The organism is Pseudomonas sp. QE6 (assembly GCF_041379005.1).
GTDB lineage: Bacteria > Pseudomonadota > Gammaproteobacteria > Pseudomonadales > Pseudomonadaceae > Pseudomonas.
Genome location: NZ_CP166873.1, coordinates 5285729 through 5303156, shown reverse-complemented (window position 1 = coordinate 5303156; position 17428 = coordinate 5285729). Strand labels below are relative to the sequence as shown.

Annotated in this window: 18 protein-coding genes and 1 tRNA gene; 6 read left to right on the top strand and 13 right to left on the bottom strand. The window is 62.9% G+C overall.

Translation table 11 applies throughout. The features are described 5' to 3' along the window. Window positions 1–133: 133 nt before the first annotated feature. Entirely contained in the window at window positions 134–409 is a 276-nt protein-coding gene (locus tag ACAW63_RS24220) for a hypothetical protein (protein WP_371229669.1), read from the bottom strand. Between the two features lie 409 nt (window positions 410–818). Here ACAW63_RS24220 and ACAW63_RS24215 point away from each other — a divergent pair, with 409 nt between their 5' ends. Next, the gene (locus ACAW63_RS24215) at window positions 819–1445 is read left to right on the top strand and encodes a response regulator transcription factor (RefSeq protein WP_275610963.1); all 627 of its coding nucleotides are present in this window, start codon (window positions 819–821) and stop codon (window positions 1443–1445) included. Window positions 1446–1453: 8 nt separating this feature from the next. Continuing rightward, window positions 1454–5101 (top strand): ATP-binding protein, encoded by a 3648-nt coding sequence (locus ACAW63_RS24210; protein WP_371229667.1) that lies wholly within the window; start codon window positions 1454–1456, stop codon window positions 5099–5101. Between the two features lie 3 nt (window positions 5102–5104). Here the strand turns inward: ACAW63_RS24210 and ACAW63_RS24205 are convergent, their stop codons facing one another. From ACAW63_RS24205 to ACAW63_RS24185, 5 genes are all read right to left on the bottom strand, one after another. Next, complete coding sequence (locus ACAW63_RS24205; RefSeq protein WP_275610965.1) at window positions 5105–6436, bottom strand: deoxyguanosinetriphosphate triphosphohydrolase; 1332 nt, start codon at window positions 6434–6436, stop codon at window positions 5105–5107. Window positions 6437–6506: 70 nt separating this feature from the next. Continuing rightward, window positions 6507–7682, bottom strand: a complete 1176-nt coding sequence (locus ACAW63_RS24200; protein WP_371229665.1) for an EAL domain-containing protein — start codon at window positions 7680–7682, stop codon at window positions 6507–6509. 65 nt (window positions 7683–7747) lie between these two features. Continuing rightward, window positions 7748–8068: a hypothetical protein gene (locus ACAW63_RS24195; RefSeq protein WP_371229662.1), complete on the bottom strand. Its 321-nt coding sequence runs from the start codon at window positions 8066–8068 to the stop codon at window positions 7748–7750. Continuing rightward, window positions 8065–8448 (bottom strand): phage holin family protein, encoded by a 384-nt coding sequence (locus ACAW63_RS24190; RefSeq protein WP_371229660.1) that lies wholly within the window; start codon window positions 8446–8448, stop codon window positions 8065–8067. The genes ACAW63_RS24195 and ACAW63_RS24190 overlap by 4 nt, the downstream gene beginning before the upstream one ends. Before the next feature lie 3 nt (window positions 8449–8451). After that, window positions 8452–8769, bottom strand: coding sequence for a YqjD family protein (locus ACAW63_RS24185; protein ID WP_371229657.1), 318 nt, complete (start codon window positions 8767–8769; stop codon window positions 8452–8454). A gap of 405 nt (window positions 8770–9174) precedes the next feature. Between ACAW63_RS24185 and ACAW63_RS24180 the strand changes: the two genes are divergently transcribed. Beyond that, window positions 9175–10383 carry an ammonium transporter gene (locus ACAW63_RS24180; protein ID WP_371229654.1) on the top strand — a complete coding sequence of 403 codons (1209 nt, stop codon included), beginning with the start codon at window positions 9175–9177 and terminating at the stop codon, window positions 10381–10383. 66 nt (window positions 10384–10449) lie between these two features. Here ACAW63_RS24180 and ACAW63_RS24175 read toward each other — a convergent pair whose 3' ends face one another. From ACAW63_RS24175 to ACAW63_RS24160, 4 genes are all read right to left on the bottom strand, one after another. Continuing rightward, window positions 10450–11721: an OprD family porin gene (locus ACAW63_RS24175; RefSeq protein ID WP_371229652.1), complete on the bottom strand. Its 1272-nt coding sequence runs from the start codon at window positions 11719–11721 to the stop codon at window positions 10450–10452. A gap of 115 nt (window positions 11722–11836) precedes the next feature. Then, a complete protein-coding gene (locus tag ACAW63_RS24170; protein ID WP_371229649.1) occupies window positions 11837–12760 on the bottom strand; it encodes an MBL fold metallo-hydrolase in 924 nt (307 codons plus the stop codon). A gap of 14 nt (window positions 12761–12774) precedes the next feature. Beyond that, a complete protein-coding gene (locus ACAW63_RS24165) occupies window positions 12775–13689 on the bottom strand; it encodes a pyridoxamine 5'-phosphate oxidase family protein (RefSeq protein WP_371229646.1) in 915 nt (304 codons plus the stop codon). Window positions 13690–13706: 17 nt separating this feature from the next. Beyond that, window positions 13707–14303, bottom strand: a complete 597-nt coding sequence (locus ACAW63_RS24160) for a glutathione S-transferase family protein (protein WP_371229643.1) — start codon at window positions 14301–14303, stop codon at window positions 13707–13709. A 145-nt stretch (window positions 14304–14448) separates the two neighbouring features. Between ACAW63_RS24160 and ACAW63_RS24155 the strand changes: the two genes are divergently transcribed. Genes ACAW63_RS24155 through ACAW63_RS24145 form a run of 3 tightly spaced genes read left to right on the top strand, consistent with a single transcriptional unit; the run spans window position 14449 to window position 16185 of the window. Further along, entirely contained in the window at window positions 14449–15006 is a 558-nt protein-coding gene (locus ACAW63_RS24155; RefSeq protein WP_371229640.1) for a TetR/AcrR family transcriptional regulator, read from the top strand. A gap of 16 nt (window positions 15007–15022) precedes the next feature. Next, the gene (locus ACAW63_RS24150) at window positions 15023–15262 is read left to right on the top strand and encodes a glutaredoxin family protein (protein WP_275610976.1); all 240 of its coding nucleotides are present in this window, start codon (window positions 15023–15025) and stop codon (window positions 15260–15262) included. Window positions 15263–15309: 47 nt separating this feature from the next. Next, window positions 15310–16185: an NAD(P)-dependent oxidoreductase gene (locus tag ACAW63_RS24145; protein WP_371229637.1), complete on the top strand. Its 876-nt coding sequence runs from the start codon at window positions 15310–15312 to the stop codon at window positions 16183–16185. A gap of 116 nt (window positions 16186–16301) precedes the next feature. Here ACAW63_RS24145 and ACAW63_RS24140 read toward each other — a convergent pair. The 3 genes from ACAW63_RS24140 to mobA form a co-directional block, all read right to left on the bottom strand. Next, window positions 16302–16378, bottom strand: a tRNA-Pro gene (locus ACAW63_RS24140). 144 nt (window positions 16379–16522) lie between these two features. Continuing rightward, window positions 16523–16744, bottom strand: coding sequence for a YgdI/YgdR family lipoprotein (locus ACAW63_RS24135; protein ID WP_371229634.1), 222 nt, complete (start codon window positions 16742–16744; stop codon window positions 16523–16525). 91 nt (window positions 16745–16835) lie between these two features. Beyond that, window positions 16836–17423 carry a molybdenum cofactor guanylyltransferase MobA gene (gene mobA / locus ACAW63_RS24130; protein ID WP_371229631.1) on the bottom strand — a complete coding sequence of 196 codons (588 nt, stop codon included), beginning with the start codon at window positions 17421–17423 and terminating at the stop codon, window positions 16836–16838. Window positions 17424–17428 lie beyond the last annotated feature (5 nt).

The window sequence follows — 17428 nt, the reverse complement described above, 5'->3', positions numbered from 1 at the left end:
CTTTGTCGGGTTCAGAAAGTTCGTTTTGGAAAGTGTTCCGTGTTCGGAATGATTTCGACGTATTAATGTTTCGAGTGAGGTTCTGAAGTTTATCTTTGTTGGGGCGCTCGTCGGGGGGCAAGAGTTTGATGGGTTATTCCATTGGAAGTGAGGTAAAGCATGAATTGATGGATGTCTCGCTTGCATGTTTATGGTTTTGATTGGCTCTTTGAATGTCGATGGGGAGATGGAGGTTTTCAATTTCCATTGGTATCTGAAATCCGTTCGTTTCGGCCAGTTGCAATATCGTCCAGTGCAGTTCCGAAGACACTTCGTACATCGGTCTCCAGGCCTCGATCAGGCTCTTCTGTGCGACCAGTTGCGGGGCGCCTCGCAGATGTCGATACCTGCTCCACGGCGCTGCGGCCATTATGCCTTCCATTCAGTGGCTGCGGCTCGCAGACCCCGGCAGCTTCGCGCTTTCAGGGCGGGCGGGGTGGATTACCTGAGAGTCGGATGATCATCAACTGGAGGGTGGCCATCCTGGAAATTCGTCAAGAGAGCTTTCGATGGTGCTGCTCCTGTGGGAAGAGCGCTGCCGGTGTTTTGCTTGTTTGATGTCAGAAGGATCTGCCTGGAAGTCGGGTATGGAGAGTGGTAGTTGTGTTTTTTGGGGGTTCGACGATCAAGGCTTTAGGAGCTTTGTAGGATATCTACGCTTGTTCTGTAGGAATTTCCTTTGATGATAAATATCGAGGGGAGCTTGTCTCGACAGAACAAGCTTAGAAGATATCTTACCGGCAGATATTTCACTTGATGAAAACTGTCGGAGGGATTCCGTGAGCAAGGTACTGATTGTCGATGACCACCCGGTAATCCGCATGGCAATGCGGGTGCTGCTGGAAAAAGAAGGCCATGTCGTCGTAGGCGAGACGGACAACGGCGTGGACGCTCTCTCCCTGGTCAAGGACCTTGTCCCGGATCTGGTTGTCCTGGACATCGGAATCCCCCGCCTGGATGGCCTGGAAGTCATCAGCCGCATCTCCGCCTTCGAGCTGCCACTGAAAATCCTGGTGCTGACCGGGCAGAGCGCTTCGCTGTTCGCCATGCGCTGCATGCAGGCCGGTGCCTCGGGGTTCGTCTGCAAGCAAGGCGGGCTGGCTGAGCTGATCAGCGCAGTCAGCGCCGTGGTGGCGGGGTACAACTATTTCCCCAGCACGGCCATTCGGCAGACTCGCAAAAACAGCGGACAAATGGATGACCAAGAGCTCATCCAGCGTCTCTCCGACCGCGAAATGGCTGTGCTCCAGTACCTGGCCAATGGCTATTCGAACAAGGAAATCTCCGAGCAGATGTTCATCAGCAACAAGACGGTCAGTACCTACAAGACACGACTGCTGCTGAAGTTGAATGCTCATTCTCTGGTCGATCTGATCGAATTCGCCAAGCGTAACGCCTTGGTCTGAGGTGGCTGATGTTCAACTGGCGTAGACACCTTCGTTTGGCTCTCATGGCAGCACTGCTGCTGGGTTGCCTGGGGGCTCAGGGAAAGGAATTGAGCTCCTGGTCCCCGATGAATCTGCTGGCTCGGTCGCTGGACGTGCCGGTCAGGGTTTCCTTGGATGAGGCAGACTGGCAGTGGCTGCGAAGCAAGCGCACCCTCGTACTGGGGGTGACTGCACCCGATTACGCGCCGTTCGATATCACCGCCAGTGGCACGGACCTGGAGGGTGTCACCGCCGATTACATGGGAGTGCTTGCCGACGCTCTCAACGTCCGTGTCGAAGTGCGCCGATATGCCGATAGAAATGCCGCGATCGAGGCACTCCTGCACGGAGAGATCGACCTGCTGAGTTGTGCGACCGACTATGAGTCGAACATCCCGGGGATCAGTCTTTCCCACCCCTACTTCACCAATCAACCGGTCGTCGTCGGTCCCCAGGGACTGCGGCTGGACAGCGCGGAGCAGTTGCTTGGCAAGCGGATTTCGGTGGTCAGCGATTACTTTTCCGGCGAGGAGATTGCCAAGTATTTCCCAAAGGCCACGATCATACCTTTCCAGTCCGTGAGCAAGGCGCTCGAGGCGGTGGCATTCGGCCAGGCGGACCTATTCGTGGGGGATGCATTCAGCGCGCAATACCTGATCAGCCAGGGTTATCTCGCCAATCTGAAGTCGCTCAATTTCGCCAGCTTCAACGGCGCGGGATTCAGCTTTGCCGTCAGAATCGCCGAAGATCCCTTGCTGAGAATCCTCAATCACGCACTGGCAGCTACGCCGCAGCAGGTCGGCAACAGCATCCAGCGCCGCTGGAGCCCAGGGGGGGCCTATTCCATCGTCAACCGGCGACTGATCCTCACCCCACAGGAGCAGCGCTGGATGGAGCGCAACCCGCACCCGGTGCTGGTAGTTGATCGAGCGCTGGCGCCGATTTCCTTCTTCGATTCGCAACAGAATTTCAGGGGGATCACCGCGGACCTGCTGGACCTCATCCACGCGCGGACGGGACTCAGCTTCGACGTGCAGCCCGAGACCGGTATTACGGCAATGATGGACGATGTCAGGAATGGCAAGGCGAAGGCGATTGGCGCACTGACTCCGACCCTGGATCGGGAGGAGTTGTTGACGTTCACCCGTCCGTACATGACGGCGTCCTTCGTGGTCGTGATAGGGAAGAACGCCAATTGGTTCCATTCCCTGGCCGATCTTCGCGGGCGGCGTGTCGCTGTGCCCAAGGGGTCGATTCTGGAAAGCTTCATGCGTGAACAGCATCCACAGGCGCGGCTGGTGCCAGTAGAGAACAACGTCGACGACTTGTCGATGATCAGTGAGGGCAAGGTGGATGCGGGCCTCCATCTGTTGACGTCGGCGAATTACCTGATTTCACGTTATTACCATGATCTGCGTGTGGCTGCTTCCCTGGATCGGGAGCCGGGCCAGTTCTCCATTGCCGTGTCCCAGGCGGACCCGGAACTGTTGAGCATCCTGAACAAGGCGATACTGGCGATCTCTCCGGATGATATGGCCAATGTCATCAGTCGTTGGGCAGCGAACGCCGAAAATCCCGATAGCGTCTGGGACGGCTATCGTGCCCAGATCGTGCAACTGGTTTCGGCCGGCATCGTGCTGCTCTGCCTCGTGTTGTTGTGGAACTGGTACTTGCAGGTGAAGGTTCGCCGCCGTCGGTTGTCGGAGAAGGAGCTCAGTTATCGGCTCGGATTCAAGCGCGCGATGATCGACGGAATTCCCCACCCGGTTGCCGTGAGGGACAGAGAGGGGCGGCTGCTCACCTGTAATCGCAGTTTTCTCGAGGTTACGGGCATGACCCGAGAGGCTGCTCAAGGCAGCCGCCTCGTCGATTGCGACTGGCTGCCCGCCGAGGAAGCTCAAGCTTTGCATCAGGATCTATTGCAGGCCATGGAGCAGGGAACGGCATTGACGGCAGACCGGGTTTTCCGCTTACGCGGCAATGAACTGGAGGTTTATCACTGGGTGACGCCCTATCGGGGAGAAAAGGGCGAGGTCTTGGGGGTGGTGAGCGGTTGGCTCGACGTCACCGAGCGCGAACGTCTGCATCACCAGTTGCAGGCTGCCAAGGACCAGGCCGAAGAGGCCAGCCGCGCCAAGAGCACCTTCCTGGCCACCATGAGTCACGAAATCCGCACGCCGATGAACGCGGTGATCGGCATGCTGGAGCTGGCGCTGACGCGCGCAGACCAGGGACATTGGGAGCGCGAGCCGGTCGAGGTCGCCTATGACTCGGCCAAGTCCCTGCTGACCCTGATCGGCGATATTCTCGACGTCGCCAAGATCGAGTCGGGACGTCTGGCCCTGATGCCGGAGCGGGCCCGGTTGCGTGAGCTGGTCGAATCCATCGCCCGGGTGTTCGATGGCCTGGCGCGGCAGAAGAGGCTGGAACTCAAGGTGGAGATAGAAGCTGATGCGGCCTGCGAGGTTCTCATCGATCCGCTGCGCTTCAAGCAGATACTGTCGAATCTGGTCAGCAATGCCATCAAGTTCACCGACAAGGGCCAGGTGCGGATTCAGGTGGGCGGGGAACTGCTCATGGGGGGACGCATTGCGCTGAATGTCGCGGTCGAAGATAGCGGTATCGGGATATCCGCCAGCGATCAGACCCAGCTCTTCGAGCCTTTCAGCCAGGCCTCGCAGAACAGCCATGTCTCTCGTGGCGGCACAGGGCTGGGGCTCACCATCTGCCGCAAGCTGGCGGAAATGATGGGTGGCAGCGTTCACCTGGAAAGCGAGCTGGGGCGTGGCACGCGAGTCAGCGTGAGTTTGCTGTTGCAGGTGTTGGAGCCGTTGCCTGAAGAGAAGACGGTCACCAGGATGGAACCACAGGTCCGGGGCAAGTCGCTCCGGGTACTGGTGGTGGATGATCATGCCGCAAACCGTCTGCTGCTGACGCAGCAGCTAGAGCACCTCGGGCACCAGGTGGACGTGGCACCTGACGGTGCACAGGCTCTGCAGATATGGCACCCCGGTGATTTCGACCTGGTGATTACGGACTGCAGCATGCCGGTGCTCAACGGCTACGACCTGGCGCGCAGAATTCGTGAGTTGGAGGTGGAAATGAATGTGGAGCCTTGTGTGATTTTCGGCTTCACCGCCAACGCCCAACCGGATGAGGTGGAAAACTGCCGCCGAGCCGGTATGAACGACTGCCTGTTCAAACCCATCGGTCTTGAGAACCTGAGCAAGCGTCTGGAGTCCGTGCCCAGCATTGTGGCCGACACCGAGCGCGATGCAGTGGAAGGCGTCGATCTCCAATTGCTGGAGGAAATGACGGAGGGGAACCCTGCGTTGATTCGGCGGCTGTTGGAGGAACTGTACAGCAGCAATGACGCCGATATCGAACAGGTCGGACCGTTGCTGGCGGCGCAGGACTGGAAGCAGCTGGGTGATCTGGCGCATCGCATGAAAGGTGCTGCCCGCCTGGTGAATGCGAGAACCCTGCAGGAAGTTTGCGCCGAGCTGGAGGCGGCCTGCCGCAATCATCCGGACCTATCGGAAATTTGCGCAAGGGTACGGGCTGTCGTCTCGGCGATGACCGATCTGCAGCGAGGGCTCAGTGAGCAACTGGCCAGGTCCGGGCGAGTGGCATGAGGCTCAGCTCGGGCTGGAGCGCCCGGTCATTTCCCGCGCCAGTTCCGTCGCATAGCTGTCCGTCATGCCGGCGATGAAATCGATGACACGCAGGAAGGAGCGATACAGCGGCCAGCTCGGGTCCGGCGCATTCTGTCCAAGCAGATCGAGGATTCGCCGGTGCTTGAACGATGGGGTTCGTCCGCCATGCTGCTCCAGGGCCGCACCGCAGAAGGAGTTGAGCAGAATTTCCAGGGTGGTGTAGGCGCCGATTTCATGGAGCGTCTTGCGCTTGTCCTGGAAGATCTTTTCCCGCGCCATGGCCTTGGCCCGCTGCACGCAGCGCTTGGCGGGGCCATGCATGTGCTCCACCAGGTCGCCGGTCAACTGGCCAGCCAGCAGCGCCGGCTCCTGCTCGACGAAGGCCCGCGCCGCGGCATTGGTCAGGTGCTCGATGGCCTTGCCGCGGAGGATCGCCAGCTTGCGTCGGCGCGAGTCATTGGGGCCGAGCTGGCGGTAGGTTTCCGGTAGATCGTCATCGACCAGGTCGAGCAGCAGCGCTTCGACTTCGGCGTAGTCGAGAAGCTCCATCTCCAGGCCGTCTTCGAGATCGATCAGGCCGTAGCAGATGTCGTCCGCCGCCTCCATCAGGTAGACCAGCGGATGGCGCGCCCAGCGTTCGGCCTCCAGCTGCGGCATACCCAGCTTCTGGGTGATCTGTTCCAGCAGCGGCAGCTCGCTGCGGTAGCAACCGAACTTGTGTTTCTTGTAGCCCAGCGAGTCGGCATGGCGGGCGGTCCAGGGGTACTTCAAGTAGGTGCCGAGTGTCGCGTAGGTCAGGCGGGTACCGCCGTCGAACTGGTGGTATTCCAGCTGGGTCAGCACGCGGAAGCCCTGGGCGTTGCCTTCGAAATGCAGGAAGTCGGAACGTTCCTCGTCATTCATGTCGTCCAGCCAGCCACGTCCGGCGGCCTGCTGGAACCAGTGGCGGATGGCGTCTTCGCCGGAGTGGCCGAAGGGCGGGTTGCCGATGTCATGGGCCAGGCAGGCGGACTGCACGATCACGCCCATGTCGGCCGGGTCGCACCATTCCGGCAGGCGGTCGCGGAGGATTTCGCCCACCCGCATGCCCAGCGAGCGGCCGACGCAGCCGACCTCCAGCGAGTGGGTCAGGCGGGTGTGGATGTGGTCGTTGCTCGATACCGGGTGCACCTGGGTCTTGCGGCCCAGGCGGCGGAAGGCGCCGGAGAAGATGATGCGGTCGTGGTCCTTGTGGAAGGCGCTGCGACCGAGCTCGGCGCTGCTGTGTACCGGTTTGCCGAGGCGTTCTCGGGGAAGCAGGGTGTGCCAGTCCATTCGTGGTTCCGCAATCTTGGAGAGTTACCGGCAACGCTAGCCGTTCGCGCCGGCAATCTCAATCGCGGGGCTACAGACCCTCGGCGTCGATATCGATGAGGAGCAGTCGTCGACCCTGGTCGATGAACTGTCCGGCGGTCATGCAGTACTGGTTGGTGGTGGCGTCGCGATAGGTGTTGGACAGCATCAGGCGGCGCTCCTCCCAACCCTCGGCCAGCAGCTGGTAGAAATATGGACGCCAGGACCAGTTGTGGCCCAGGTAGCGCCGGTCCTCTTTCCAGAACAGCCCGTTCCACTCCAGGTTGGGCGAGGTCTGGGTGCCGTGGCGGTCGCACTGGTAGATGCGCAGCAGTCGGGTGAAGGATTCCGGCGCCGCGGGGATGCTGCTGAGGATGGCGCCGCTCTCGGCCCAGGGGCGCAACATGTCCATCAGTCCGGCTAGCTGCTGGCGTAGCTGGATAAGGCTGGCGCGCTCCCGTAGTTTGCGGCTCACGTAGCGATCGCGGTGCTGGGCGAAGGCTTCGCGGAAGGCGTTGCTGGCCGGGAATTCCAGTTCGGGTCTGGCGAACAGGTAACCCTGCACGTAGCGGGCACCGCACTCCAGGGCGAAGTCCATTTCCTCCTCGGTCTCCACGCCCTCGGCGATGATCCAGCAGCCAGTCCTCTCGGCCATCTGCGCCAGGGCCTTCACCACGTCGCCGCTGGGCCCGCCGCGGGCGGCGGCCTGGAACAGGCGCATGTCGAGCTTGAGGATGTCCGGTTGCAGCGCCAGAACGCGGTCGAGCTGTGAGTAACCGGCGCCGAAGTCGTCGATGGCAATGCGCGCGCCGGCTTCGCGGTAGCGCGCGACCACTTCCGGCAGGCGCTGGTGGCCGCCGCCCAGTTCGGTGATCTCGAAGACCACGCGCTTGGGCGGCACCCCTTGCTGTTGCAGCTGCTTGAGGCTGGGGAGCGGTTGGTTCGGACGCAGGCGGCTGATCCAGCGCGGCGAGATGTTCAGGCTGAGGAACCAGTCCGACGGTGCTTCGTGGATACGCGCCAGGGCCGCATCGCGGATCTGCCGATCGAGTCGGCGCAGTTCGCTCAAGCTCACGCGCGGATTGAAGAACAGCGGGCCGACCGAAAGCAGTTCTCCATTGTCCTGGCGCAGCCGCCCCAGGGCCTCGACGCCCGCGACCAGGCCGGTCGCGGTGTCGATGAAGGGTTGGAAGCAGGCGATCGGTTGTCCTTCGGTCACGGGGCACATCCTTAGTGGTGTGACAGCAGGCGCCAGCGGCGCGGGTCGTTGTCACGTTGCAAGAATGCGGCCACTCAGGACGGCGGTGGCGTCTCGCTCCGCGGTTTGCGCAGTTGCAGCAGCAGTGGGGCCAGGGCGATGCCGATGCGCAGCAGGCGAATCCACCGGCGTTTGCCCAGCAGCAGCGCCAGTGCCGCCGCGCCACCGGCGCCAGCCCACAGGGGAGTACTGCCGCGCAGGCGCTGGCCAATATCGCGGGCGCTCTTCAGGGGGCGCAGCAGCAGGTCGCTCTCGCGCTTGAGCTGCTGGCGTTGCATTTCCAGGCGCAACCGTACGATGGCCTTGCGCAATTCCGCCCGTGACAGGTTACGGGCGGATTCCGGCAGTTCGCTCATGGCAGCAGGCGCTCCCGGTCTCGGGCCAGTTCGTCGAGCGTCGCACTGAAGGGTGAACTCTCGTCGCTGAGCAATTGGTACAGGCGCCAGGCGCTCAGGAGGCTGCCGGCGATATAGAAGAGACAGAGGCCGATGGCCGCCTGCAGTCGATAGCTGTCCCAGAACAGCAGCAGGACCAGCGTCGACAGGCCGATCAGCAGGAGCAGCGCGAACACCAGGGCAAGCCCCGCCAAGAGCAGGATCTGCACGGTGCGCGCCTTCTGTTCCTGCAGTTCGATGCCCAGCAGCTCGACGTGCCCGTGCAACAGTCCGAGGAATGCGGCGCCCAGGCGCCGCAGGGAAGGGGAGTTGGCCTTGGCGGCGTCCATTCCGTCGCTCATGGATCAGCGCCGGCTCACCAGCAGGCCGAGCAGGAAGCCGATGCCCGCGGCGATACCCACGGCCTGCCAGGGATGCTCGTTGACGTATTCCTCGGTGGCATCCGCCGCGGCCTTGCTCTGGTCGCGTACGGCGTCCTTGGTGGAGTAGATCGCTTCCCGGGCGCGCTTGAGACTGGAGTTGATCTGGTCGCGCATCTGGTCGGCTTCGGCGCCGGCCAGGTCTGCGGAGCTCTGCAGGAGTTTCTCGGTGTCGCTGACGAGGGCCTGGAATTCCGCCAGGAGTTCTTCCTTGGCGGCGTTCACTGCGGTCTTGCGAGGCATGTGATGCTCCTTGATCGGGTTGAGGTTCTTAGTTTTTCGAGCCCCATAGGCCGGGGAAGTTTCTCATAAGTTGTGCACGGGCGATGCCAAAGGTGCGTGGTAAAGCCTAGCCGCTGATTTTCCGGGCGGGTGGTATGCCGCTTGCATTTGTCTGGTGCGCAAGGAGAGCGGAATGCCCCGTCGCGGGGCGCTTCCGGAGCGATGAACGGCCGGGAAAGCCCGCTCAACACACTGAAAAACCAAAGGAAGTATCGAAAAAAGCCGTGCTGGTCCGATCGCCTGTGAGCGAATCCGGGGCGGCAGTCGGCCCCCGCTTGGTGCGCTGCTGCTTCAGGGTGGTGCGAATAGAGGTGGTCGCGGGCCGTTTTGGTGCTTTCTCCTTGACCTTCGGGGCTACCTGTAGCGATGGAAAACCTCAATAGCGCCGTGGAAACCCTTGTCCACGGCTCCAATACGCTGTTCATCCTGATGGGCGCGGTCATGGTCCTGGCCATGCATGCCGGCTTCGCGTTCCTCGAGGTCGGGACGGTGCGCCTGAAGAACCAGGTCAATGCGCTGTCGAAGATTCTCTCGGACTTCGCCATCTCGACCCTGGCCTATTTCTTCGTCGGTTACTGGATCGCCTATGGCGTGAACTTCCTGCAGCCCGCCGCGAGCCTGGCGACGGAGAATGGCTATGCCCTGGTGAAGTTCTTCTTCCTGCTGACCTTCGCCGCGGCGATTCCCGCGATCATCTCCGGTGGCATCGCCGAGCGTGCCCGATTCGGTCCGCAATTGTGTGCCACGGCGCTGATCGTGGCCTTCCTCTATCCCTTCTTCGAGGGGCTGGTGTGGAACGCCAACTTCGGTTTCCAGGACTGGTTGAAGGCCGAGTTCGGCGCGACCTTCCACGATTTCGCCGGCTCCGTCGTGGTGCACGCGTTCGGCGGCTGGCTGGCGCTGGCGGCGGTGCTGTTGCTGGGACGGCGCAATGGCCGTTACCGCGAGGGGCGCCTGGTGGCCTTTGCGCCTTCGAATATCCCGTTCCTGGCGGCCGGGTCCTGGGTTCTGATCGTCGGCTGGTTCGGCTTCAACGTGATGAGCGCCCAGACCCTGGTCGGCGCCAGCGGGCTGGTGGCGGTCAATTCGCTGCTGGCGATGGTCGGCGGCACCGTGGCCGCGCTGCTGGTGGGCCGCAACGACCCGGGCTTCCTGCATAACGGTCCACTGGCCGGGCTGGTTGCGGTCTGCGCCGGCTCCGACCTGATGCACCCGATCGGTGCGCTGGTCAGCGGCATGGTGGCGGGCGCCTTGTTCGTCTGGGCATTCACCGCGACCCAGGTGCGCTGGAAGATCGACGATGTGCTCGGTGTCTGGCCGCTGCACGGCCTCTGCGGCGCCTGGGGTGGCATTGCGTGCGGCATCTTCGGCCAGTCTGCGCTGGGGGGCATCGGCGGCGTGAGCCTGGCCAGCCAGGCGGTGGGCACCCTGGTCGGGGTGACGCTGGCGTTCGCCGGTGGCCTGCTGGTCTATGGCCTGATCAAGACGGTGGTGGGTATCCGTCTGACCCAGGAGCAGGAGTACTACGGCGCTGACCTGTCGATCCACAAGATCGGTGCGATCAACCAGGACTAAGCGGGGCTGCAAGAAAAAAGCCCGGCATGTGCCGGGCTTCTTTTGTTTTTCGTTCCGCGTCCGGGATTACCAGAGCGGCATGGTATAGCTGACGATCAGACGGTTTTCGTCGTAGTCGTTGGTGTAGTTGGTGCGCATGGTCGCGTTACGCCACTTCAGACCGAGGTTCTTCAGCGGGCCGTCCTGGAATACGTAGGCGATGTCGGTGTCGCGCTCCCATTCCTTGCCTTCCTTGTCGCTGGTGAGCAGGTCGATGTTGTCGCCGTTCACGTAGCGGGTCATGAAGGTCAGGCCAGGGATGCCGAGACCGGCGAAGTTGTAGTCGTAGCGCGCCTGCCATGATTTCTCGTCCTTCATGGCGAAGTCGCCGATCTGGACATAGTTCACCAGGTAGGGGTCGGTGCCGTTGATGTAGGCGAAGCCGGTGTCGCCGCTCATCTTCTGGTAGCCCAGGCCGAAGGCGTGGTAGCCCAGGGCGTAGGTGAACATGGCGTTGAGTGCCTTGTTGTCGACGTTGCTGCCACCGTCGTCATCGGACTTGGCCCAGCGGATGTCGGACTTCAGTGACTGCTTGTCGGCGATCGGCAATACGTGCAGCAGCCCCAGGTAGTGCTGCTTGTAGATGTTGTCGAGACCGCCGTAGTGGTAGCTGGTGCTGAGGCTGTCGGTCCACTTGTAGGTCAGGCCGCCGAACAGGAACTCGTTGGTCTTGGTGGTATCGCCGAGCTTGATGTTGCGCTTGGCACCACTGGTGATGGTCATGTCCTCGTAGTCCGAGGAATCGCGCTGGTTCACCTGATACAGGCGGCCGGCGTCGACGGTCAGGCCGTCGATTTCCATCGAGTTGAGCGCTGCACCGCTGAAGGTCTGCGGCAGCAGGCGGGTGTCGTTGTACTGCACCACCGGCATCTTCGGCAGCAGGGTGCCGGCCTTCAGGGTGCTCTTGGAGGCGCGCAGCTTGGCGGTGACGCCGAGGTCGCCGTAGCTGTCCTCGGCGCGGTGGTCGCTGCTTGAACGCTGCAGCAGGCCGGTGCCGCTGCGGTCAGGCGACGAGTCGAGTTTCAGGCCGAGGGTGCCCAGGGCGTCGACACCGACGCCGATGGTGCCGTCAGTGAAGCCGGATTCGTACTTGAGGATGAAGCCTTGTGCCCATTCTTCGGCCTTGTTCTGCGCCGGTGGCGGGCTGGACTGACGGAAGTCGCGGTTGAAGTAGAAGTTGCGCAGTTCAACGCTGGCTTTGCTGTCCTTGATGAAGTCAGCATGGGCAATGGTCGGAACGGTAACGCTGGTACCCAGCGTGGCCAGGGCCACGGCACGGGCGATCGGGGTCATGCTCATTGTTATTGTCTCCTCGAGCGCTTTGGGCAGGTCGGTGATGCCGGATGGGGGCGGCATGTCGAACTGTTACAGCCTACCTACTAAATCATTACGGAATGTTGACGACTCTTAGACCTTAGTCGTTGATTAGTGAGCTGGCTATTGAAGCGCCGGACGGCGACTGGTGCGGGTTTGCTTCGATCCAGTGCGGGTAGTAGCCGAGGCGGTCCTGCACCTGAGCGTCGTGGGCGGGAATGACGGTCAGTTCCGGGTGCGAACGCATCAGCAGGTGCACATGCGCCACTTCCGCCAGGGTGCGCTCGCGGTCGTTGTCCACCAGCTTGCTGCTGATCCAGAACTTCTCGTGGGGCCCGGTGAAGCCGGAGAGCCGCCAGGTGGTGTCTCCGGTGAAGAAGAAGCGCCGACCATCGTCCAGGGTGATGAACAGGCCTGCCGCACCAGGCGTATGGCCGCGCATGGGCACCAGCACCAGGCTGCCGTCGCCGAACAGGTCGAGGCTCTCGTCATAGCCCATGAAGGGCTTCGGCTCGAACTGATAGGGCACCCACTTCACCGGGTGGCGGAACTGGCTGGGGAAAACGGCCGGCGGCTGGGCGATATGGGCGTAGTTGATCTCCTCGTAGGGCGCCCAGACCGGTACGTCGGGGAAGTCCGACAGGCCGGAAGCATGGTCCCAATGCGCATGGGACAACAGTATGCGGTCGATGCGGATGCCGCTGCCCTGCAACTGATCGCGCACCGGGTTCAGCCCCTCATAGCGGAACAGTGGCTTGTCCCACCAGGGCATGTCCTGCTTGAACTGCGCGTCCGCCTGGCTGCCCAGGCCGGTGTCGAACAGCAGCGTCGCGGCATGGTGCTGGATCAGCACGGCTGTGTGGTTGACCGGTACCGGGCGGGTCCAGTCGCCGCCGGCGACAGTGAAGGCCTCCAGGGTGGTCACGCCGGCGGTGCGGACCAGCGCGAAGCGCAGATCGGCCGCAGTGGCATTCAGGCAGGCGAGGGCGAGCGCCCCGGCCAGCAGCAGGGAGAACAGGCGCATGGATGAAGTCCTTTTTAGTCAGCGGTCGGCAGGAAGGGTGAGTACTGCAACTCGGAGAAACCCAGGGGCAGGCGTGCGTGCCGCAAGCGCCAGGTGTCGGGGCGCAGGCTGAGCATGCGTTGCGCGCCGGGTGCCCAGGCTGGCGCGCCGTCGTGCGGCCAATGGATGCGCGCGGTCGCCTGCAGGTGCAGCAGGTCGCCGCTGTCGAAATCGATCAGCAGCAGGGCGCAGCGCGGCTCCAGCGCCAGGTTGCCGAGGGTGTTGAACAGGTTGTTGCCGGCGTAGTCCGGCAGCCACAGCAGGCCATCCTCGCCAAGCCGCAGGAAGCCCGGCGGGCCGCCGCGATGGGAAATATCTACGCCTCCGTTCTCGCCGGCATGTCGGCTGGCGATGAACAGGGTGTCGCTACGCGTCGCCAGCTCCACCCAGCGCGGGTCGAGGCCGACCCCGCTCAGGCTGGGTCCGGGCGTGCGGGGCTGGGCCTGCCAGTGGCGCGCCTGGATGTACTTCGGGCAATTGCCGAAGGATTGCAGCACCTGGACGCTGAAGCGGTCTTCGTCCAAGGCTTCCACACGGCCGTTGAGGCGGTTGCGCCGCCGGGTCGGCAGTTCGAGCCCTAGCAGACCCAGCAGGGCGCCGTCGTACAGGTTGGCGTGCAACGGGTCGTCCGCTTCGGCCTGCGCGTCGATGCGCAGGCGCTCCGGCTCCGGTGAATGGGCGAATCCGGGGGAGCCCCAGAGCACGGAGGCCTGGGGATGCCCGTCGGGATCGACGCTGCCGACCAGCAGCCATGGCAGTTGGGCGAAGAAGGCGCGGTGCTGGTCCGGCATGAAGCTGCGGATCACCCGACCACCGAATTCAGCGACCTGCTCGCGCACGCCGGCCCGCTCCTGAATCGCCAGTTCACCGGGGTGGAAGGGGGTATCCATCATTCGCCTCCAGGATCTTAGAGCCGGGGTTGCGGTACATAGCCGGGCAGCGCGCGAACGCGGGCGAGCCAGTCCTGCACATAGGGATAGCTGGAAAGCTCCAGACCACCTTCCTCCGCAAGCGTCACGTAGGGATAGACGGCAATGTCGGCGATGGTCGGTTCGTCGGTCTGCGCCAGCCAGCGGTGCTCGGCGAGGGTGACATCGAGCAACTCCAGGGCTTGGCGGCCCTTGGCCTGGGCTGCCGGCAGGTCGCCGGGGCGCTTGAACAGCAGTATCACCCGCGCCGCGGCCAGGCCATGCTGGATTTCGTTCGCGGAAAAGCTCATCCAGTGGGCGATGCGGCCCTGGGTCACCGCGTCCTGCGGGCTCCAGCGCGGCTCGGCGTACTGCCGGGCGAGGTAGGCGAGGATGGCGTGGGAGTCCCCCAGGCGCAGTTCGCCATCTTCCAGTGCCGGCACCTGGCCGCGCGGGTTGATCGCCAGGAAAGCCGGACGCTTGTGCGCGCCGCCGACCAGGTCGACCGGCACCAGTTCGGCCTGCCGGCCGATCAGGCCGAGGAACAGGCGTACCTTGTAGCAATTACCGGAGAGCGGAACGTCGTGCAGTTTCATGGCGAATTCCTTTGCGTTGATTGTTGTGGCGACTTCGGAATAGATAATAGACAGACAGGTCTGTATAGTTCAAGCGGAAAGATTGCCCGTCGGTCGCGCCAGGGACTCGCCGCTCGCGCATAATGTCGGGTCAGGAGGTAATTCCATGGCATCCAGCAAACGCGAACTGCTGCTCAGCACCGCCCAGGACCTGTTCTACCGCGAGGGTTACCACGCCACCGGCATCGACCGCATTCTCGCGGAGTCCGGCGTGGCGAAGATGACCCTGTACAAGCACTTCAAGTCGAAGGACGAGCTGATCATGGCTGCTCTGGAAGAGCGCCACGCCCGGATGTTCGAACGCATGAGTGTCGCCGAACGGCACATGGAGCCCCGCGCAGCGATCCTGGTGACCTTCGATGCCTTGCAGGACATGCTCGGCGCGGAAGGTTTCTGTGGCTGCGCCTTCATCCACGCCGCCGGCGAGTTCCATGACCGCGATCATCCGATCCACCGCCAGGCCGCCGAGCACAAGGCGTTCATCGAACGCTACTACGTGACCCTGCTGGAGCGACTGGGGGTTGCGCAGCCGCAGGTGCTGGCTCGTCAGTTGCAATACCTGCTGGAAGGGGTGCTGGTCATGGCGCACATGCAGGGGCCGGCGAACCAGGCCCTGGAAGCCCGCGCGGCGGCCGATGTGCTGTTGCGCCATGCCGGAGTCTGAACACATGGAGTCGAACATGCCCCCTGAATGCCAGCTCTTCGGCACCCTGGGTTGTCATCTGTGCGAAGTGGCGGAAGCGGTGCTGATGCCCTTCGTCGAGCACGGCCTGCTGGTCGAACTGGTGGACATCGCCGACCGCGAAGAATGGGTCGAGCGCTATGGTCTGACCATCCCCGTGCTGCGCCGTTGTGACAACGGCGCCGAGCTCAACTGGCCCTTCGATGCCGAGCAGGTCGCCAGCTTCCTCAGCCGCTGAATGTTTCGGCGGCCATCTCCCGCTCCAACCACAGTGAGGCGCTTCTCATGAAGATCGGATTTCTCGGGCTCGGCGGCATGGGGGCCGCCATGGCCACCAACCTGATCAAGGCAGGCCACCAGGTCGTTGGCTGGAACCGTTCGCCGGGGCCGTTGGAGCCTCTGCTGGCGCTCGGTGCGCAGGCCGCTCGCGAGCCCGCGGAGGCGTTCGATGCCGAGCTGGTGATCTCGATGCTGGCCGACGACGCCTCCACTCGTGTCGTGCTGATCGACAGCGGGGCGCTGGCGTCGGCGAAGGCCGGGTTGATTCACCTGAGCATGGCGACCTTGTCCACCGCCTTCGTTGGCGAGCTGATCGAGTTGCATCGTCGACAGGGTGTGGAATTCATCGCCGCGCCGGTCTTTGGCCGCACCGATGTGGCCGCCGCCGGCAAGCTCAACATCCTGGTGGCCGGCCCCGAGGCTGCCGTTGCGAAAGTGCAGCCGGTGCTGGATGTGCTCGGGCAGAAAACCTGGCCGTTGGGCAATGACCCACTACGTGCTTCTGTGGTGAAGATCGCCGGCAATTTCATGATCGCCAGCGCTATCGAGGCGATGGGGGAGAGCGCCGCTCTGGTGAAGAGCTTCGGCGTCGAGCCGGCCGATCTGCTGGAAATCATGGGCAACACGCTGTTCAACGCGCCGGTGTACCGCAATTACGGCGCGCAGATCGCCGAGCGGCGTTTCGATCCGGCCGGGTTCCGCCTGGTGCTGGGGCTGAAGGACGTAGGACTGGCTCTGTCGGCCGGGCAGGCGCAACGGGTGCCGCTGCCGTTCGCCAGCGTACTGCGCGACAACCTGCTGGAGGCCATTGCCCATGGCGACGGCGAGCGGGACTGGAGCGCGCTGTCGCAGGTGTCGATGCGCAAGTCCGGGCAGCTTTGATCCGCCCATGAAAAAGCCCGTCCACTGGACGGGCTTTTTCATGGGCCTGTGAATCCTTCCGGGAGGAAAAATCGCAGGCAATAAAAAACCCGCCGTTAGGCGGGTTTTTCGGGATTTGGTCGGAGCGACTGGATTCGAACCAGCGACCTTCTCGTCCCGAACGAGACGCGCTACCAAGCTGCGCTACGCTCCGTTTGATGGCGCGCATTCTACCGAAAAACTTTTGATGCACAAGGGGTTAGCGAAAAAAATTTCAGAAATATTTTCACCCCCCCATAAAAAACGAACGCCCCGCAGACCGGCCAGGGCCTGCGGGGCGTTTTCGTATGCAGAACGCTTAGAGCTCTTTGACGGTCCGCACCTGATCCTTGTTCACACGGGTGGTCTTGCCGTCCAGCTGTTCGAACTCATAGAAGCCGGACTCTTCGTCGTACTGGGGTTTGTCGACGGATTGAATCTCGCGGCCGTCGTTCAGCGTGATGACGGACGGTGTGGAGCAACCTGCAAGCACGCCAATGCCCAGGGCGAGCAGGAAGGCGGGAAGCATCCGGTTGGTCATGGGTGAATCTCCTGATGAGCGAACAAAAATGTACGACGATTCGGACAGAGATTTTTCCGCCAAAGTTCCCGGAATCTTTTCGAGATTGTCGCTATCGGGCGTTATAGAGCAGTTCAGGCGTATTGAGGTTGGCCAGGCGCGGGTCATTGGCGGGGCAGTCCACGGCCTGTAGGCCCAGGTGCGAGAAGACATGGCGCGGGCTGCGGTCGCCGTGCTGCCAGGCCGCTTCTATCTGCGACCGCAGAGCGAGCGGGATCACGCAGAACAGCGGCTCCCACTGCTCGCCGCTGCGCAGCATCTGGACCTCGTTCGGCGATGCGGTCGAGGCCTGTAGCAGCTGCATCAGCAATTCGCGGTCGAGCAACGGGGCGTCGCAGGGCAGCACCAGCAGGTGCGAGTGCCGCGCCACGGCGAGACCGGCGCGGATGCCGGCCAGGGGGCCGGGGAAGTCGGGGCTGTCGTCGCGCACCAGGCGGTCCGCGTAGGCGGCGTACTCGTCCGGATTGCGGTTGCAGGAAATGATCAGGTCGTCGCTCAGCGGGCGGGCGAGGGCGGCGGCGTAGCTCACCAGCGGCCGGCCCTGCCAGGGCAGCAGGCCCTTGTCCTGCCCGCCCATGCGTTGCCCACGGCCTCCGGCGAGGATCAGCACGGAACAGGGCGGCAGCGAGGCGTGTGGCATGTCAG

Coding starts and splice junctions, on each gene's coding strand:
- ACAW63_RS24220 (WP_371229669.1), bottom strand. CDS start 409: ATGGCCGCAGCGCCGTGGAGCAGGTATCGACATCTGCGAGGCGCCCCG.
- ACAW63_RS24210 (WP_371229667.1), top strand. CDS start 1,454: ATGTTCAACTGGCGTAGACACCTTCGTTTGGCTCTCATGGCAGCACTG.
- ACAW63_RS24205 (WP_275610965.1), bottom strand. CDS start 6,436: ATGGACTGGCACACCCTGCTTCCCCGAGAACGCCTCGGCAAACCGGTA.
- ACAW63_RS24200 (WP_371229665.1), bottom strand. CDS start 7,682: ATGTGCCCCGTGACCGAAGGACAACCGATCGCCTGCTTCCAACCCTTC.
- ACAW63_RS24195 (WP_371229662.1), bottom strand. CDS start 8,068: ATGAGCGAACTGCCGGAATCCGCCCGTAACCTGTCACGGGCGGAATTG.
- ACAW63_RS24190 (WP_371229660.1), bottom strand. CDS start 8,448: ATGAGCGACGGAATGGACGCCGCCAAGGCCAACTCCCCTTCCCTGCGG.
- ACAW63_RS24185 (WP_371229657.1), bottom strand. CDS start 8,769: ATGCCTCGCAAGACCGCAGTGAACGCCGCCAAGGAAGAACTCCTGGCG.
- ACAW63_RS24180 (WP_371229654.1), top strand. CDS start 9,175: ATGGAAAACCTCAATAGCGCCGTGGAAACCCTTGTCCACGGCTCCAAT.
- ACAW63_RS24175 (WP_371229652.1), bottom strand. CDS start 11,721: ATGAGCATGACCCCGATCGCCCGTGCCGTGGCCCTGGCCACGCTGGGT.
- ACAW63_RS24170 (WP_371229649.1), bottom strand. CDS start 12,760: ATGCGCCTGTTCTCCCTGCTGCTGGCCGGGGCGCTCGCCCTCGCCTGC.
- ACAW63_RS24165 (WP_371229646.1), bottom strand. CDS start 13,689: ATGGATACCCCCTTCCACCCCGGTGAACTGGCGATTCAGGAGCGGGCC.
- ACAW63_RS24160 (WP_371229643.1), bottom strand. CDS start 14,303: ATGAAACTGCACGACGTTCCGCTCTCCGGTAATTGCTACAAGGTACGC.
- ACAW63_RS24155 (WP_371229640.1), top strand. CDS start 14,449: ATGGCATCCAGCAAACGCGAACTGCTGCTCAGCACCGCCCAGGACCTG.
- ACAW63_RS24150 (WP_275610976.1), top strand. CDS start 15,023: ATGCCCCCTGAATGCCAGCTCTTCGGCACCCTGGGTTGTCATCTGTGC.
- ACAW63_RS24145 (WP_371229637.1), top strand. CDS start 15,310: ATGAAGATCGGATTTCTCGGGCTCGGCGGCATGGGGGCCGCCATGGCC.
- ACAW63_RS24135 (WP_371229634.1), bottom strand. CDS start 16,744: ATGACCAACCGGATGCTTCCCGCCTTCCTGCTCGCCCTGGGCATTGGC.
- mobA (WP_371229631.1), bottom strand. CDS start 17,423: ATGCCACACGCCTCGCTGCCGCCCTGTTCCGTGCTGATCCTCGCCGGA.